The 17,656-nt window shown below is 70.8% G+C and carries 12 protein-coding genes; 5 read left to right on the top strand and 7 right to left on the bottom strand.

From position 1 onward, the window contains the following. Window positions 1–546: 546 nt before the first annotated feature. The 3 genes from ADK54_RS15890 (at window position 547) to ADK54_RS15880 (ending at window position 4,535) form a co-directional block, all read left to right on the top strand. Window positions 547–1,869 carry a PhoH family protein gene (locus tag ADK54_RS15890; protein ID WP_053726287.1) on the top strand — a complete coding sequence of 441 codons (1,323 nt, stop codon included), beginning with the start codon at window positions 547–549 and terminating at the stop codon, window positions 1,867–1,869. 385 nt (window positions 1,870–2,254) lie between these two features. After that, window positions 2,255–2,956 carry a transglycosylase SLT domain-containing protein gene (locus tag ADK54_RS15885; RefSeq protein WP_053726286.1) on the top strand — a complete coding sequence of 234 codons (702 nt, stop codon included), beginning with the start codon at window positions 2,255–2,257 and terminating at the stop codon, window positions 2,954–2,956. A gap of 169 nt (window positions 2,957–3,125) precedes the next feature. Beyond that, window positions 3,126–4,535: an AI-2E family transporter gene (locus tag ADK54_RS15880; protein WP_053726285.1), complete on the top strand. Its 1,410-nt coding sequence runs from the start codon at window positions 3,126–3,128 to the stop codon at window positions 4,533–4,535. 73 nt (window positions 4,536–4,608) lie between these two features. On the opposite strand, the gene ADK54_RS15875 is transcribed toward ADK54_RS15880, so the two are convergent. After that, complete coding sequence (locus ADK54_RS15875) at window positions 4,609–5,142, bottom strand: alkyl hydroperoxide reductase (RefSeq protein WP_053726284.1); 534 nt, start codon at window positions 5,140–5,142, stop codon at window positions 4,609–4,611. 3 nt (window positions 5,143–5,145) lie between these two features. Beyond that, window positions 5,146–5,700 carry a peroxiredoxin gene (locus ADK54_RS15870; protein ID WP_053726283.1) on the bottom strand — a complete coding sequence of 185 codons (555 nt, stop codon included), beginning with the start codon at window positions 5,698–5,700 and terminating at the stop codon, window positions 5,146–5,148. A gap of 165 nt (window positions 5,701–5,865) precedes the next feature. On the opposite strand from ADK54_RS15870, the gene ADK54_RS15865 reads away from it, so the two are divergent. Then, window positions 5,866–6,804, top strand: a complete 939-nt coding sequence (locus tag ADK54_RS15865; RefSeq protein ID WP_053726282.1) for a hydrogen peroxide-inducible genes activator — start codon at window positions 5,866–5,868, stop codon at window positions 6,802–6,804. 48 nt (window positions 6,805–6,852) lie between these two features. On the opposite strand, the gene ADK54_RS15860 is transcribed toward ADK54_RS15865, so the two are convergent. From ADK54_RS15860 to ADK54_RS15845, 4 genes are all read right to left on the bottom strand, one after another. Next, window positions 6,853–9,183 carry an FtsX-like permease family protein gene (locus ADK54_RS15860; RefSeq protein WP_053726281.1) on the bottom strand — a complete coding sequence of 777 codons (2,331 nt, stop codon included), beginning with the start codon at window positions 9,181–9,183 and terminating at the stop codon, window positions 6,853–6,855. After that, a complete protein-coding gene (locus ADK54_RS15855) occupies window positions 9,180–9,872 on the bottom strand; it encodes an ABC transporter ATP-binding protein (protein ID WP_053726280.1) in 693 nt (230 codons plus the stop codon). Before ADK54_RS15855 ends, ADK54_RS15860 begins: the two co-directional genes overlap by 4 nt. Continuing rightward, window positions 9,869–10,393, bottom strand: a complete 525-nt coding sequence (locus ADK54_RS15850) for a PadR family transcriptional regulator (RefSeq protein ID WP_053726279.1) — start codon at window positions 10,391–10,393, stop codon at window positions 9,869–9,871. The genes ADK54_RS15855 and ADK54_RS15850 overlap by 4 nt, the downstream gene beginning before the upstream one ends. Window positions 10,394–10,454: 61 nt before the next feature. Next, on the bottom strand, window positions 10,455–12,827 hold the full coding sequence (locus tag ADK54_RS15845) for an FtsX-like permease family protein (RefSeq protein ID WP_053726278.1): 2,373 nt from the start codon (window positions 12,825–12,827) through the stop codon (window positions 10,455–10,457). A gap of 270 nt (window positions 12,828–13,097) precedes the next feature. Here ADK54_RS15845 and ADK54_RS15840 point away from each other — a divergent pair, with 270 nt between their 5' ends. Continuing rightward, complete coding sequence (locus tag ADK54_RS15840; protein WP_053726277.1) at window positions 13,098–15,383, top strand: transglycosylase domain-containing protein; 2,286 nt, start codon at window positions 13,098–13,100, stop codon at window positions 15,381–15,383. Between the two features lie 63 nt (window positions 15,384–15,446). Here ADK54_RS15840 and ADK54_RS15835 read toward each other — a convergent pair whose 3' ends face one another. Next, window positions 15,447–17,483 carry an ATP-binding SpoIIE family protein phosphatase gene (locus ADK54_RS15835; RefSeq protein WP_053726276.1) on the bottom strand — a complete coding sequence of 679 codons (2,037 nt, stop codon included), beginning with the start codon at window positions 17,481–17,483 and terminating at the stop codon, window positions 15,447–15,449. Window positions 17,484–17,656: the final 173 nt, after the last annotated feature.

The raw sequence follows: 17,656 nt of genomic DNA, 5'->3' as shown, positions 1-17,656 counted from the left end.
CGGGGGGGGGACCTCCATGACGGGCTGAACGTGTCGTTGGTCCGCTGCGGGCTGTCGGTGGCTGGTCGCGCAGTTCCCCGCGCCCCTGGCAGTACTGGTGCTGGCCAGTACTGGGCACTCCCAACCCGTCCGGCGTTTGAGGACGAGCGCCCTTAAGGCGCGATACGGGGTCTGGGGCGGAGCCCCAGGACGAGCAGCTCAGCCCAACCACCCCCGGAGGGTCTAGGGAAGGGGCGGGGTGGGGCCATTGGGGTCTGGGGCGGAGCCCCAGTGGGAACTCTGGGCATATGACGGGGCATGGCTTCGCGTGTTCGAGGGCATAACCCCACCAGGTCGACGTCCGGTCCACGGACGCCGTATCTCAGTGAGCGGCATCAGCGCCGCTCGCCCGGGAGGCCCATTGCACCAGGACGACCGCGCACCGCGCGCGGGCGACGTGGAGGGCCGGAGCTCGGCCCGCGCAGCGCGGTCGAAGCCCGGTCCCAGTTTCCGCGACGCCGTCGCACCCCGTTCTCATGCGCCTCTTACGAGGGGGTACGTCCTTCCGTGGTGACCAGCACAAAGCGCCGCATGCCCGACCGGCGCACCTATGTCCTCGACACCAGCGTCCTGCTGGCCGACCCCAACGCGATGACCCGGTTCGAGGAGCACGAAGTGGTGCTCCCCATCGTCGTGGTCACGGAGCTGGAGGCCAAGAGGCACCATCCCGAGCTCGGTTACTTCGCCCGGCAGGCGCTGCGCCTGCTCGACGACTTCCGGGTCCGGTACGGACGTCTCGACGCCCCCATCCCGTTGGGGGAGCTCGGCGGCACCCTCCGTGTCGAGCTGAACCATTCCGATCCCGGCGTACTGCCCGCCGGCTACAGGTTGGGGGACAACGACTCCCGGATCCTCGCCGTCGCCCGCAATCTCCAGGCGGAGGGATACGACGTCACCGTCGTGTCGAAGGACCTGCCGCTGCGGATCAAGGCGTCGTCGGTCGGCCTGCTCGCCGAGGAGTACCGCGCCGAGCTGGCCATCACCGACTCCGGCTGGACCGGAATGGCCGAACTGCCGCTGAGCGGCGAGCAGGTGGACCTGCTCTTCGAGGAGGAGACGCTCTACGTCCCGGAGGCCGCCGCGCTTCCCGTCCACACCGGGCTCGTGCTGCTCTCCGAGCGCGGCAAGGCGCTCGGGCGGGTCCTGCCGGACGGGAACGTCAAGCTGGTCCGGGGCGACAGAGAGGCGTTCGGCATCCACGGCCGCAGCGCCGAGCAGCGGATCGCGCTCGACCTGCTGCTCGACCCCGAGGTCGGGATCATCTCGATGGGAGGCCGGGCCGGTACGGGCAAGTCGGCGCTCGCGCTCTGCGCCGGCCTCGAAGCCGTCCTGGAGCGCAGGCAGCACAAGAAGGTGATGGTCTTCCGGCCGCTGTACGCGGTCGGCGGGCAGGAGCTCGGTTATCTGCCGGGGTCCGAGGCCGAGAAGATGGGCCCCTGGGCCCAGGCCGTCTTCGACACGCTGTCCGCGGTGACGAGCCGTGAGGTCATCGAGGAGGTCACCTCGCGCGGGATGCTCGAAGTCCTGCCGCTCACCCACATCCGCGGGCGCTCGCTGCACGACGCCTTCGTGATCGTGGACGAGGCGCAGTCCCTGGAACGGAACGTCCTGCTGACCGTTCTGTCCCGCATCGGGGCCAATTCGAGGGTGGTGCTCACTCATGACGTGGCCCAGCGCGACAACTTGAGGGTCGGCCGGTACGACGGTGTCGTGGCGGTCGTCGAGAAGCTCAAGGGGCACCCGCTGTTCGCGCATGTCACCCTCACCCGGTCCGAGCGTTCGCAGATCGCCGCCCTGGTGACCGAAATGCTGGAGGACGTCTCTATCTGAGGCAGTACGCACCAGTTGGCGCCGTCCGGCGAGCGCAGCAGCTTAGCCGGGCGGCGCCTTCTTGTGGGCGGGATTGATAAAAACTACTGGGGCGAACGAGGTGTGAGGTTTCACACGCAACGGAGAATTGCCTCGCGGCATCGGCTTCCGGCAGAGTCTTGCATCCGTCAGGCCCCGCATACGGCACCCCTGTATCCCGGGTACCCCGGTACCCACGCAACTCAATAGCTGAGCCGTATGCCGCCCGCGCATCACGCGGCACTTCCCGCAAGGGAGTTGCCCATCGGGTCAGTTCCTCCCGTGGCCCAGTAGTTGGGAGGAGAGAGCCAGGGGCACGATTGCGTCCGCGAGGTCACCCGTGCGGACGCTGCTGGAAGGAAACCGTGTGAGCCGGATCTCGGTCCGGGGATTCGCGGTGGCGTCTGCCACTGCGGTCACCACCGTTGGCGCCGTGGTCGGCGTTGCCGCAGGAAGCCCCGCTGCCGCTTCGAACGACAACTTCGAGGCCACCGCAGCCGATACGACGCTTCTCGCGGACATCCCCGCCGGCCAGCAGGCCCAGGTGCAGACCGCGTCCCTGACGCAGCAGGCGGACGCCCAGTCCGCGCAGGCCAGTGCCACGGCGAAGAAGTCCGCCGAGGAAGCCGCGCGCGTGCAGGCCGCCGAGGACGCCAAGGCCAAGAAGGACGCGGCCGACAAGGACAAGGCCGACAAGGACGCCAAGGCCCGCGACCTGGAGACCCAGGCAGCCAGCCGCTCGGCCGCCCGGACGGACTTCGCGGTCAAGAGCTCGTACTCGATAGACGAAGTACAGGCGATAGCCCGTCAGATCGTCCCCGCGGGCCAGTTCCAGTGCTTCAGCCACATCGTGAACAACGAGTCGAGCTGGAACTTCCAGGCCACCAACAGCGGTTCCGGTGCCTACGGCCTCGTCCAGGCGCTGCCCGGCAACAAGATGGCCTCCGCCGGTGACGACTGGCAGACCAACCCGGCCACGCAGATAAAGTGGGGCCTCGGCTACATGAACGACCGCTACGGCAGCCCCTGCGGCGCCTGGTCGTTCTGGCAGGCCCACAGCTGGTACTAGGCAGAGGTCGGCCCTCGGCCGGGTAAGAAAACCGGCCGGAGCCGCTCAACCTTTCGGAGCCCCGCACCGTCCTTCGGTGCGGGGCTTCGCCCGTGTACGGTCAGGTCCGGACGGGGCGGGGGAAGCGGTGGGGAGACTCAGCGGCGGGGAAAAGGGAAACGGCGGGATCATGTCGAGAGTGCCCGGTTTGCTCGGACGGCTAGGTGCCGGACTGACCCGGATGGGAGAGCGCCTGGACGAGCGCCGGGCCGAGGCGGAGGCCGAGCCCGAGACCGGTCCGGTGGTCGTCGGTCCCGCGCTGGCCCCTCCCGTGGCCGAGCCCCCCGCACGGCCCGGGCCGGCGGCGGCCGAGGCGAAGTCGCCGGAACCGGTGGCGCCTTCGGGCGACCACGCCCCCGAACACGTACCGCCGCCGCCCTCGTACGCGCCCGCCGTCGCCGCCCGGCCCGATCCGGTGCTCGCCGTGCCGTGGAGCATGCGGGTCGCCGCCGAGGTCGGCTGGCGGCTGCTCGTCCTGGCCGGGACCCTCTACGTACTGACGCAGGTCATCAGCGCGATCGCGCTCGTGGTGCTCGCGTTCGTCGCGGCCCTCCTGATCACCGCGCTGCTCCAGCCCACCGTGGCCCGGCTCAAGAGGATGGGGCTGCCGCGCGGGGTCGCGACCGCGGTCACCGCGATCTCCGGGTTCGTGATCATGGGGCTCGTCGGCTGGTTCGTGGTGTGGCAGGTCATGGACAACCTCGACGACCTGTCCAACAAGGTGCGCGACGGCATCGAGGAGCTCAAGCGCTGGGCGCTGAACAGCCCGTTCCACGTCACCGAGGACCAGATCAACCAGATCGCCAAGAACCTCAGCGACACCATCGGGGCCAACACCAACGAGATCACCTCGGCCGGGCTCCAGGGCGTGACCGTCCTCGTCGAGGTACTCACCGGCATTCTGCTCGCGATGTTCTCGACGCTGTTCCTGCTGTACGACGGCCCGAAGATCTGGCAGTGGGTCCTCAAACTCGTACCGGCCGCGGCCCGTCCGGGCGTCGCGGGGGCGGGCCCGCAGGCCTGGCGCACGCTCACCGCGTACGTGCGCGGCACGGTGATAGTGGCTCTGATCGACGCGATCTGCATCGGCGTCGGCATCTACTTCCTCGGCGTGCCCATGGCGGTGCCGCTCGCCGTGTTCATCTTCCTGTTCGCCTTCATCCCACTGGTCGGCGCGGTCATCTCGGGCGCGCTCGCGGTCGTGGTCGCGCTCGTCACCGACGGGGTGTTCAACGCCCTGATGGTCCTCGTCGTGGTCCTCGCGGTGCAGCAGATCGAGGGGCACGTCCTGCAGCCGTTCATCCTGGGCCGCGCGGTGCGGGTGCACCCGCTCGCGGTGGTGCTCTCGGTGGCCGCCGGCGGCATGGTCGCCGGCATCGGCGGCGCCGTCGTCGCCGTCCCGCTGGTCGCGGTCACCAACACGGTGGTCGGATATCTGCGGGCGTACGCCCGCGAGAACGCGCTGCGCAGCGCCGTCGCGGTCGAGGAGGCCCAGACCGCGGAGCCCGTGCCCGCCGTGCCTGCCGCCGACCGCGAGTAGCCCGGTCCCGTACGCATGCGGAAGGGCCCCGCCGGTACGACACCGGCGGGGCCCTTCTACGTACGTGCGCGGACTACTGGGCCAGCGCGGCCTCGGAGTCCAGCGTGACGCCCACGGCCGTGATCACCGCGGCGATCTTGAAGGCCTCCTGGATCGTCTCGCGGTCGACACCGGCCTTGCGCAGCACCTGCTCGTGCGAGTCGAGGCACTGGCCGCAGCCGTTCACCGCGGAGACGGCGAGCGACCACAGCTCGAAGTCGACCTTCTCCACGCCCGGGTTGCCGATGACGTTCATCCGCAGACCGGCCCGCAGCGTGCCGTACTCCGGGTCGGAGAGCAGGTGGCGGGTGCGGTAGAAGACGTTGTTCATCGCCATGACGGCCGCGGCCGACTTGGCGGCCGTGTACGCCTCGGGCGACAGGTTGGCCTTCGCCTCCGGCTCCAGCTCACGCAGCACGATCGGGCTGCGCGAGGCTATGGCGGTGGCGAGCACCGTGCCCCACAGCTGCTGGGCGGGAAGGTCGGAGTTGCCGATGACCGAACCGAGGTTCAGCTTCAGGTCCTTGGCGTAGTCCGGTACGGCGGACTTCAGCGCGTCCAGGGACATGGGTTACTCACCGGCCAGCAGCGCGACCGGGTCCAGGGTGTTCTCGCCCTTGGTCCAGTTGCACGGGCACAGCTCGTCGGTCTGCAGGGCGTCGAGGACCCGCAGGACCTCCTTGGGGTTACGGCCCACGGAACCGGCGGTCACCATCGTGAACTGGATCTCATTGTTCGGGTCGACGATGAAGACGGCGCGCTGCGCGAAGCCGTCCTCGCCCTCGATGCCGAGGTCACGCATGAGCTCGTGCTTCGAGTCGGCCAGCATCGGGAACGGCAGGTCGGTCAGGTCCGGGTGGTCCTTGCGCCAGGCGTGGTGCACGAACTCGGAGTCACCGGAGAAGCCGAGGACCTGGGCGTCACGGTCGGCGAACTCGTCGTTCAGCTTGCCGAACGCGGCGATCTCGGTCGGGCAGACGAAGGTGAAGTCCTTGGGCCACGCGAAGACCACACGCCACTTGCCCTCGTAGGTCTTGTGGTCGATCTGCTGGAACTCCTTGCCGCTCTCCAGCGACACACAGGCAGTCAGGTCGTACGTGGGGAACTGGTCACCAACAGTGAGCACGCGCTCTCCTTGCGAACGAGGAAGTCCGGATCGAGCGGATTCGGGAATCTTCCTGCGGGGTTGGACGGATTACCGATCCTGGCACAGGGAGCATTGATCAGTGAAATAGCTAGACTGGGTCAGCGTGATCGGAGGTGCCTATCAGTGGCCGCAAGTAATAGGGGCATGAGCAATCGGGGCAAGCAGCCCAGCCTGGCGCAGCTGCGCGCGTTCGCGGCGGTCGCGGAGCATCTGCACTTCCGCGACGCCGCGGCCGCGATCGGCATGAGCCAGCCCGCCCTGTCCGGGGCGGTCTCGGCGCTTGAGGAGGCGCTCGGCGTGCAGCTCCTGGAGCGTACGACCCGCAAGGTGCTGCTCTCTCCGGCGGGGGAGCGGCTCGCGGTGCGGGCCAAGGCGGTGCTCGACGCGGTGGGCGAGCTGATGGAGGAGGCCGAGGCGGTACGGGCGCCGTTCACCGGGGTGCTCCGGCTCGGCGTCATCCCGACCGTCGCGCCCTATCTGCTGCCCGCCGTGCTGCGGCTCGTCCACGAGCGCTACCCGGAGCTCGACCTCCAGGTCCACGAGGAGCAGACCTCCTCGCTGCTCGAAGGGCTCGGGGCCGGACGGCTCGACCTGCTGCTGCTCGCGGTGCCGCTCGGGGTGCCCGGGGTCAGTGAACTCCCCTTGTTCGACGAGGACTTCGTGCTTGTGACCCCGCGGGACCACTGGCTCGGCGGCCGCAGCGGCATCCCCCGCGAGGCGCTGCGGGAACTGCACCTGCTGCTCCTCGACGAGGGGCACTGTCTGCGCGACCAGGCGCTCGACATCTGCCGGGAGGCCGGGCGCACCGAGGGGGCGCCGGTCACGACGACCGCGGCGGGTCTCTCCACCCTGGTGCAGTTGGTGGCGGGCGGGCTCGGGGTGACCCTTCTGCCGCGTACCGCCGTGGAGATCGAGACGGGGCGCAACGACCGCCTGGTCACCGGGTACTTCGCGGAACCGGCCCCCTCGCGCACGATCGCCCTGGCGATGCGGACGGGTGCCGCTCGCCAGGGCGAGTTCGAGGAGTTCGCGGCTGCCCTGCGCGGGGCGTTGCGCGATCTTCCGGTGCGGGTGTCGAAGTGAGGTGATGCGCCTGAACTCCCCCTGACCCAGGGGGAGTTCAGGCGTGGGCTACTCCGTGCGCAGGCCGTCCGGGCGCATCAGCCGCCACAGCGGCGGCAGGGACAGCGCCGTGACGAGCAGGACCACGCCCGCGCCGATGCCGACCATCGACACCGCCGGGACCCAGTCGACGGTCACCGAGCGGCCCACCATCCGCAGCAGGACCGAGCCGAGGCCGAGGCCCACCGCCGCCGCCAGCGCGAGACCGAGCGCCACCGGCACCGCGGTCTGCCACAGGACCGACCAGCTCAGCGTGGAGCGCCGGGTGCCGAACGCGACCAGGGCGGACAGCAGCTTCTTGCGCTCGCGCAGCTGCTCCAGCATCGAGACGAGCAGGCTCGCGCCGATCAGCATCAGCACCGCCGCGGCCCCGATGTAGAGGCCCTTGCGGACCCCGGCGAACCGGCCCGACGTCTGGGTGTCGTTCAGCGCGCGCGCCAGGGTGAGCGGGTCGGCTTCGGCGGCCGCGTTCAGGACCCGCTCCTTGGCGAGGGAGTCACCCGGAGCCGTCGAGACGAACACCGTGGAGCGCATGGGGACCTTCGCCGTGTGCGCGAGGGCGCCCGGGGTGACCAGGAGGCCGCCGCGGCGCATGCCCTGCGGGTCGGGTCGGGACGGGGCGTTCCGCATGCTCGTCGGGGCCGTCCAGGCGACCTCCGCGCCCTTGGTCCTGGAGCCGCCGTTGGTCGGGTCCAGGTAGAGCGTGCTGCCCGGCTTCACGGTGTCCTCGTGGGCGTAGTCGCCGCCGGTCGCGGTGAAGGTGTCGCCGTCCTTGCAGCTGGGCAGGGTGGCGACCTCGCTCAGGTCCGCGCAGGTGCCGACGGTGACCGGGATGTAGTGCTCCGGTTCCTTGGGCTTGTCGCCGCCGTCCAGTGAACCGAGGACCACCGTGTGGGTCACGCCCTCGGTGCTCTTCAGGGTCTGGATCTCGCGGGCCTGCCGGCCGGGGTCGGCGTTGTCGACCGGGACGATCAGCTGGGCGCGGCTGGTGTCCTCGCCGCTCGACTTGACGTAGTCGCCCTCGACGGCGCCGAAGAGCATCTGCAGAGCGATCGCGCCGGCCACCGCGACCGCGATGCCGTTGACCATCCGGGCGGCCGAGCCCGACGTCAACTGGAGCCTGCGGACGGCCAGTTGCCAGCCGATCGAGCCGCCGCCGAGCCTGCGTACGACCGCCTCCACCAGCCAGGGAAGCAGCGCGGTGACGCCGACGAGCAGCAGGACGGTGCCGCCGATCACCTGGACCTGGTTGAAGGTCCCGCTGTCCCGGCCGCGGCCCATCAGCGGGACGAGCAGGCCGAGTCCGGCGAGCGGCGGAAGCACCCGCCACCACATGCGCCGCCTGCGCGGCATCGAGGTGCGCACCACGCCGAGGGGCTCGACGACCACCGAGCGCATCGCGAACAGGGTCACCGCGACCGCGGACGCGGGCACCGCGACCGCCACGCCCACCGCGAGCAGCGGGCTCGGGTCGATGTCGGACGGGAAGACGTTCAGCCCCGCGATCGACACCTCGCCCACGTACTGGCGGCCGATCACGAAGAACAGCGAGCCGACCACGACGCCGACCACGGCTCCGGCCAGCGCCTCGCCGGCCGCGATCCACCGGGTCATCCGGCGGTCGGCGCCCGCCAGGCGCAGCGCCGCGAGCCGCCGGTCGCGCCGGTCGCCGCCGAAGCGTACGGCGGCCGCGATGAACACGCCGACCGGCATGAGAAGGACCACGAAGATGATCACGATGAGCAGCGCGAGGACCGGGTCGATCCTTTCCTTCTGCCGGTCGACGAACCCGTTGACGCGCAGCACTTCGCTGGAGTCGCCCACCGCGTCCTTGCGCTGCTTGAGGGTGTCGCTGCCCGCGTAGAAGGCGAGTTCGTGCGGGCCCATCAGGCCCTGGTCGGCGATGGTCGCGCTGATCCGGTACGGGATGCGCTCGCGCAGCAGCTTGCCCTCGGGCGAGGTGAGCAGGTCGCGCAGGGCGGGCGAGGCGGCCATGGTGCCGGGGGCCGGGAGCTCGGAGACGCCCGGCGGCAGCGGCGCCTTGGCGCCCTCGGCCTGGATGAGCCGGCCGCGTACGTCGGCGCCCTTGTACTGCGATTCCGCGCGCCCGATCAGCAGCGTGTCCGCCGCGGGGCCGCTGTCGACGGAGGCCCCGTAGTCGTTGCGGGCGTTGTCGCGGGCGTTGCGGGCGTTCAGCGCGCCCGGCAGCGCGGTGGTGCCGAGCAGCAGGGCGACGCCGAGGCCGACGCCGACCGCGGTGAGCAGCGTGCGCGTCCAGCCCTCGCGGCCTCCCGACAGGGCGAACCGGGCGCCGAGGGCGAGGTCGCGGAGCAGGCTCATACGGAGTGCTCCAGCATCATGTCGCGGGACTTTCCGTCGCGTACGACGATCTCGCGGTCGGAGTAGGCGGCGACCCGGGCCTCGTGGGTGACCAGGACGACGGCGGCGTTGGTGGAGCGGGCCGCCTCGGTCAGGAGCTGCATGACGCGCTCGCCGTTGAGCGAGTCGAGCGCGCCGGTCGGCTCGTCGGCGAAGACGACGCGGGGCTGGGTCACGAGCGAGCGGGCCACGGCCACCCGCTGGCCCTGACCGCCGGAGACCTCGCCGGGGCGCTTGTGCCCGAGGTCGGCGACCTCCAGGCGCTCCATCCACTCAAGCGACCTGCGCTCGGCCTCCTTGCGCTTGACGCCGGTCAGGCGCAGCGGCAGGGCGACGTTCTCGACGCAGGTCAACTCCGGCACCAGCTGGCCGAATTGGAAGACGAAGCCGAACTCGGTGCGGCGCAGCGCGCTGCGTTCGGCGTCCGACATCGCGGACAGCTCACGGCCGGCGTAGAGGATCTTGCCGGAGTCCGGCGTGACGATCCCGGCGAGGCAGTGCAGCAGCGTCGACTTGCCGGAGCCGGAGGGGCCCATCACCGCGACGACCTCGCCGGGGTGGATGGAGAACTCGGCACCGTCCAGGGCCGGCGTCGGGCCGTAGGCCTTGTGCAGGTCCTGGGCGACGAGAAGGGATCCGGCGGGCGTCATTTGCGTACCTCCGTGGCGAGCTGGACGAGGCGGGCTGCGGTCAGTTCGAGCCAGCGCAGATCGGCCTCCAGGTGGAACAGGGCGTGGTCGCAGATCAGCTGGTCGGTGAGGTCGCCGCGCCGCTTGCGGTCGGTGAGCACGCGCATCAGGCGCAGGTGTTCGGCGCGCTGGGTGTCCAGGACGTCGGCCGCGTCGCGGCCGGTGAGGAGGGCGAGCACGACCTTGGTGTAGAGGGTCGACTGGAGATAGGGCTCGGGCTTCTCCGGCTGGCGGATCCACGTCTCGACGTCGGTGACGCCGGCCTCGGTGATGGCGTACCGCTTCCGCTCGGGACCGCCGCCCGCCTCCACGCCGTCGACCTCGACGAGGCCGTTCTTCAGGAGCCGGGACATCGTCGAGTAGACCTGCCCGTAGTGCAGCGGACGGTCGTGCCCGAACTTCTCGTCGAAGGCGCGCTTCAGGTCGTACCCATGGCGTGGGCCCGACTCAAGGAGCCCGAGGAGGGTGTGGCCGATGGACATGGGGTGTTCCTTTCTTCTCAACTGCCGCAAGCGATAGGGGAGTTAGGGAGTTACGGAAAAGTCATTCGGTGCGCAGGCCGTCGGGGCGCATCAGGCGCCACAGGGCCGGCAGGCTCAGCAGGGTCACCGCGAGGATCACGACGACGCCCGCCCCGGCCAGCGGCAGGAAGAGCCACCAGTCGGTGATGGTCTTGCCGATGATCCGCAGCATCAGGGCGCCGAGTGCGAGGCCGCCCGCCACCGCGAGGCCGATCCCGAGGACGACGGGCACCGCGGTCTGCCACAGGACGGAGCCGGCCATCGTCGCGCGCCGGGTGCCGAAGGCGACCAGGGCCGCCAACAGGCGCCTGCGCTCGCGCAGTTGCTCCACCTGCGAGACGAGCATGCTGGCCGCGATCAGACCGAGCGTGGCGAGGGAGGCGGCCTGGAGGCCGGTCCGGATGCCGGCGTACTGCTGGTCGCGCTCGATGGTGCGCACGGTGTTGACGCGCAGCTGCGGGGAGAGCGCGGCCGCGGTGTTGCGGATGTGCTCGGCGGCGTCCGGCACCCGCTGGTCGACGGTGAGCATGGCGGAGGTGTGGGCCACCGAACCGAGCAGCGAGATGTCGATCGCGCCCGGGGTGACGAAGATGCCGTGCTGCTCCTCGCCCGTGGGGTCGGGCCGCGCGGTGACGGTACGCGCCGATGCGGGCAGCGTCCACAGCCGCTCCGGGTCGCCGAAATCGGCGGTGTTGACCGGCTTGCCCGGCCGCGCCGTACGGTCCACCCACGCGGCCTGCTCGGCGTCGTCGGAGGGGTGCACCACGAAGGTGTCGCCGTCCTTGCAGGAGTCGATGCGGGCCAGCTCGGCCAGCGTCGCGCAGTCGCCGAGGGTGAGCTGGGTGACGGGCCGCATGTCTTCGGACGTGACCGGCCCCGCCAGCCTCACGTAGCTGCTGACGGAGCCGATCACCTTCTGCACGCCGGGGGTCTCCCGGAAGGACGCGATCATCCGCTCGGCGAGCTTCGCGTCCGGGTAGTCGGCGAGGACGGTGTACTGGGCGCGGCTCGCGTCCGCGCCGGTCACCTTGTTGAAGTCGTCGTGGATGCCGACGAAGTACATCTGGAGCGCGACCGAACCGGCGACCGCCACCGTGATGCCGCTGACCGCGCGCGCCGCCGTGCCGCTGCTCAACTGGAGCCTTCGTACGGCCAGTTGCCAGGCCGGCGAGCCGCCGCGCAGCCGGCCCACCACTGCCTCGACCAGCCAGGGAAGCAGCGCGATGAGCCCGGCGAGGACGAGGGTGGCGCCCGTGGCGATGAAGACGGGGGTGATGTCCTGCGTCAGCACGATCCCGATGCCGGGCACCATCGGTACCGGTGCCGACTGCACGTCCGGGTTCTGGGACAGGAAGAGCAGCACCACACCGACGCCGGGCATCGCGAGGCGCCACCACAGCCTGCGGCGCCGGGTGCGCCCGCCCCGTACGACACCGAGCGGCTCGATGACCACCGAGCGCAGCGCGGCCAGGGTCACCGCGACCGCCAGGGCGGGCACCGCGACGGCGACGAGCAGGGCGAGCCAGGGCACGGGCCTGAGGTCGCCGGGGAAGAAGCCGAAGCTCCACAGCTTGAGCGGGCCCAGGACTTCGGCGCCCGCGAGGAAGAGCAGGGAGCCGGCGGCGAGCCCGAGCACGGCTCCGGCCAGGGCCTCGCCGCCCGCGATCCAGCGCGTGGTGCGGGCGTCGGCGCCGACCAGGCGCAGTGCCGCGAGCCGCCGGTCGCGCTGCTCGCTGCCGAACCGTACGGCGGTGGCGATGAAGATGGCGACCGGCATGAGCAGGACGACGCAGATCAGGATGACGAGGACGACCAGCATCGGATCGAGCGGCTGCTCGTCGCCGATGTTGCCGAACCCGGCCGCCGAGGAGGCGCCGGTGTCTGCGGAGAGCGTGGCGCTGCCCGCGTAGAAGTAGAGCTCCGAGGGTTCGACCAGGCCCGCGTCGCCGATGGTCTGGGTGATCTCGTACGGGAGCCGCTGGCGCAGGAGTTCACCCGCGGGGGAGGCGAGCAGGTCGCGCAGGGCGGGCGAGACGGCCATGGTGCCGGGCCCGGGTATGGAGGTCAGGCCGGGCGGCAGCACGGGGTCGGCGTTGGCCGGGCGCAGCATCTTCCCGCCGACGGTGTCGTCGCGGTACTCGGTGTCGGCGGTGGTATAGAGGAGCGAGGCCCTCAGGTTCCCGGCGTTCCTTTCCGAGCCCGGCGAGAACGGCTGCCGGTCGTGGATGCGGTTCGCCCGCTCGTCCACGAGATGTGGCACCGATGCCGCGCCGAGGAGCAGGGCGACGCCGAGGCCGACGCCGACCGCGGTGAGCAGGGTGCGCACCCAGCCCTCACGGCCGCCGCTGAGGGCGAACCGGGTACCGAGGCCGAGGTCGTGGAGGCGTCGCTTCATGGGAGAGCACTATACGCACTAGGTATACCTACCGTGTATACCTGGGGTGAATAGCACTCCGTGATCATGTCATTACCGGGCAAATCGGGGCAGTATCAGGAACTCTCGCAACCCTTGGCACGATTCAATCGTCGGTTCCCATGGGGCAGGTGCTAATTCTCACGTACGGAAAAGGCGTGATCGAATCCGCTTTGTCCATAGGTGCGGTGTTAGTTTTCTGAGCTGATCTGGCGAGTCTGGTGAGTCATATGAAGGCGAGCGACTGAGGTTATGGGCCGAGCGGAAGAGCGGCGCGCCCGGCAGGGCGGGGCGCGCCGGGGCAAGCAGAAGGTGAAGAAAAAGGGCATACGCCGGTTCTTCACCTGGAAGAAGGTGCTCGGCACGTTCTTCGGGCTCTGCCTCCTCGCGATGGGCGCGTTCTACGTCATCTACCTGATGGTGCCGATCCCCAGCGACAACGTCGAAGCCAAGTTGGAGAGCAACGTCTACAAGCTCTCCAACGGCCAGGTGCTCGCCCGCACCGGTGATGTCAACCGAGAGACGGTCTCGCTCGACAAGGTCCCGGTCCCGATCCAGCACAGCTTCGTCGCCCTTGAGAACAAGACCTTCTACGACGACAAGGGCGTCGACTTCAAGGGCACCACCCGCGGCATCCTCAAGACCCTGATGGGCAAGGGCGCCCAGGGCGGCTCGACGATCACCCAGCAGTACGTCAAGAACAACTACCTGACGCAGGAGCAGACGGTCACCCGCAAGCTGAAGGAGATCGTGATCTCCCTCAAGGTGGACCAGCGCTACTCCAAGAGCGACATCCTCGCCGGATACATGAACACCAGCTACTACGGCCGGGGCGCCTACGGCATCCAGGCGGCGGCGCAGGCGTACTACGGCAAGGACGTCTCCAAGCTGACGCTGGAGGAGGGTACCTACCTCGCGGCGCTGCTCCAGGCCCCCAGTCAGTACGACTGGCAGACGGCCGGCCCGGTCGGCAAGCAGCTGGTGCAGGGGCGCTGGAACAAGGCCCTCGACAACATGGTCGACATGAAGTGGCTGACTCCGCAGGACCGGGCGAAGCTGAAGTTCACGCCTCCCAATGACGCCAAGGTCGCCCCCGGCATGGTGGGGCAGACCGGCTACCTGGTCGATGCCGCCAAGAAGGAGCTGACCAACAACGGGGTGAGCGACGCCGTCCTGGCCCGCGGCGGCTGGACCATCACGCTCAACATCGACCCCGCCAAGCAGAAGCTCCTGGAAGACGCGGTCAAGGCGCAGCTGACCAGCAAGCTCGACCCGAAGAAGCGCAAGGTCGACGCGGACCTCCAGGCCGGCGCGGCCTCGGTGGACCCGAAGACCGGCTCGGTGGTCGCCCTCTACGGCGGCCAGGACTTCATGAAGCACCAGCTCAGCAACGCCACCAACCCCACGTACCAGCCCGCCTCGACCTTCAAGCCGGTGATCCTCGCGGCCGCCTTCAACCAGGGCGCCGAGACGCAGGACGGCAAGCAGATCAAGGCGAACACCATCTACAACGGTGACAGCAAGCGGCCGGTCAAGGGCAGCGACATCGCCTTCGACCCGCCGAACGAGGACAACGTCGACTACGGCCCGATCAGCGTCCAGGTCGCGATGAACAAGTCGGTCAACTCCGTCTTCGCGCAGATGGGCGTCGACGCGCACCTCGACAAGGTGCGCGACACCGCCGTGGCCATGGGCATGACGTCCCTCAAGGGCAAGGCCCCCGTGCCCGCCATGACGCTCGGCTCCTACGGCGCCAGCCCCCTCCAGATGGCAGCCGTGTACGCCACGCTCGACAACCACGGCAAGGAAGTCACGCCGTCGATCGTGAAGTCGGCCGAGCACAAGGACCACAAGTACGAGAAGCCGGACCCGATCGGCAGCCAGGTCATCAGCAAGGAAGCGGCGGACTCCGTCACCTCGGTGCTCACCGGCGTGGTCGACGACGGTACGGCCCAGCAGTCGGTGGCCGAGGCCGACAATCGGGGCAGCAAGCAGGTCGCCGGCAAGACCGGTACCTCCGACGACAACAAGTCGGCCTGGTTCACCGGCTACACCCCGGACCTGGTCACCTCGGTCGGGCTGTGGGGCGAGGCCGCCGAGCCGCGGACCGTGAAGGGCGACGACGGCAAGAGCGTGACCGTCCCCAAGGGCGGCCAGGTCTCGATGTCGGGCGGCGCCGGCACGGACGGCCGCATCAACGGTGGCAACATCCCGGCCCGCATCTGGGCCGCGTACACCTTCGACGCGGTCAAGGGCGGCACCGACAAGTTCGACTTGGAGACCGACCAGGGCGCGGCGATCGAGCCCGCCTACACCCCGTCCAAGGCCCCCTCGAACACGCCGTCCAAGCCTGCGTCGAACACGCCGTCCAAGCCGTCGTCCAAGGGCCCGTCGAACACGCCGTCCAACACCCCGCCGACCCCGAGCGACACCCCGTCCAACACGACGTCGCACAAGCCGAAGCCGCCGACACCGCCGACGCCTTCGGGTACGGGTGGGGCGAGCCCACCGGTGGACCCGCTCAACCCCAACGGCTGACAACGGCCGACGGCCCCCACCCCGGGAAACCGGGAGTGGGGGCCGTCTCGTTCCAGAACCGGTTCAGGTCCGGGTGGGCAGCTCGAACCAGACCACCTTGCCGCCGGAGAGCCGGGTCGCACCCCAGCGTCTGGCCAGGCGGTTCACCAGGAAGAGCCCGCGCCCGCCCTCGTCGGTCTCGCGCGCCCGGCGCTGCCGGGGCAGCTGCGGGGAGTCGTCGCCGACCTCGCAGCGCAGTACGTCCGTCTTGAGCAGCCGCAGCGTGACCGGCCGCTCCGCGTAGCGCACGGCGTTGGTGACGACCTCGCTCACCAGGAGCTCCACCGAGTCGGTCAGCTCCTCCAGGCCCCAGCGCTCCAGGGCGCGGCGGGCCAGGCGCCGGGCCCGGCCGGGGGCGGTCTCCTCCGGGTCCAGGAACCAGTACGCGACATCGCTCGGCGCGATGCCGTCGAAGCGGGCGGCGAGCAGCGCGATGTCGTCGTCGCGGTCCCCGGGGCCGAGCATGTCGAGCACGTCGTCGCAGAGCGCTTCGAGCGGCGGCGAGTGGTCGGGGCCGGTCAACTGGGCGGTGGCGGCGAGGCGTTCACGCAGCTGCTCGATGCCGGTCCACACGTCGCGCAGGCGCGACTCGACCAGGCCGTCGGTGTACAGGAGCAGCGTCGCGCCCGCCGGGGCGTCCAGCTCGACCGCCTCGAAGTCGACCCCGCCGACGCCGATCGGGGCGCCCGGCGGCACCCTGAGCACCTCGGCGCGGCCGCCGAGGTGGAGCAGGACCGGTGGCGGGTGGCCGGCGTTGGCGATGGTGATGCGGTGCGCGACCGGGTCGTACACCGCGTACAGGCAGGTCGCCATGCGGTCGGTGCCGAGCCGCTGGGCCTGCTCGTCGAGGTGGTGCAGGACCTCGGCGGGCGGCAGGTCCAGGCCCGCCAGGGTCTGTGCGGTGGTGCGCAGCTGGCCCATGATCGCGGCGGAGGTCATGGAGTGGCCCATGACGTCGCCGACGACCAGGGCGACCCGGCTGCCGGGCAGCGGGATCGCGTCGTACCAGTCGCCGCCGACCCGGGCGGTCTCGGCGGCCGGCAGGTAGCGCGAGGCGAGCCGCACGCCGGTGGGCTGGGGGAGGCTGTCGGGCAGCATGGTGCGCTGGAGCTCGTCGGCGATGTACGCCTCGCGGCCGTACAGGACGGCCTTGTCGATGCCGAGCGCGGTGTGCGTCGCCAACTGGGCGGCCACCAGAAGGTCGTTGGCCTCGAAGGCGGGCCGTTCGGGTCCGCGCACGAAGACGGCGGCGCCGATCACCCGCCGCCGGCCACGGAGCGGCGCGAGTATCGCCCGTCGGCCGCCGGGCACCGTACGGTCGGGGCCGAGCAGCTCGGCGAGGGCCGCGCGGGCGGCGGGGGACTCCGCGAAGACCGGCCGCACCCCGCGCAGGACCTCGTTCAGCTCGCCGCCGGTGCGCACCTCACACAGCTCGGATGCGGGGGTCAGGTCGGGTCCGGGGCCGAGCAGGGTGAGGCCCTCGGCCTCCGCGCTCTCGCTGAGCGCCTCGTCGACTAAACGCAGCCGGTCGGTGCGGCGCAGGCGCAGCACGAACGGCGTCGCCGGACGTTCGTCGCCGACCGGCAGCGGGTCGCGCAGGTGGACCAGAATGGCGTCGGAGAAGGTCGGCACGGTGGCCCGGCACAGGCCGAGCACGATCTCGTCGAGGTCTATGCCGCGGGCGATCCGCCGGGTCGCGGCGCCCACGAAGCGCAGCCGGTCGCCCTCGCGGCGGGCCACCGCGGCGGCGCCGTCGCCGGAACCCGAGGCCCCCGATCCGCCTTCGCCGGGCACCCCGGGCACGCCGACCGAGGGCACGGCCGAGGCGGCCGCGGTGTCCCGGCTGCCGCGCTCGGGCTGGCCGGGTACGGAGGCGGTCACGCCGCCGGTCCGGTCGCCTGCGCGGGCGCCCAGCGGGGTGCGCCGGGCCGGGCCGCCCGGGTCCGGGGTGTCGGCATGGGACCTCCCCTGCTCCTCAAGAGCGTGGGGAAGGGGCTGCTCGGTGGGCCGGGCGAGTTCCTTGCGCCGGCTCTCGTGCGAGGTGGGCTGGGGCTCCGTCACGCGTCGGGTTCCGTCCGTCCGGGATGAGACATCCACCCTGCCGCCAGCGGTGGCAGTGGCAGCGACAGGGTGAGGATGCGCGATGCGGTCGCTCCACGCCGAATACCCTCCCCCTCGTTCTCAAGGCGCGGGGGCGGGCCCGTCCGGGCGGCGGCGACACCGGGCATGCTCCA

Source organism: Streptomyces sp. WM6378, from assembly GCF_001279695.1.
Classification (GTDB): Bacteria; Actinomycetota; Actinomycetes; order Streptomycetales; family Streptomycetaceae; genus Streptomyces.
The sequence above is the reverse complement of the archived record's forward strand: the minus strand, read 5'-3'. Positions and strand labels throughout refer to the sequence as shown.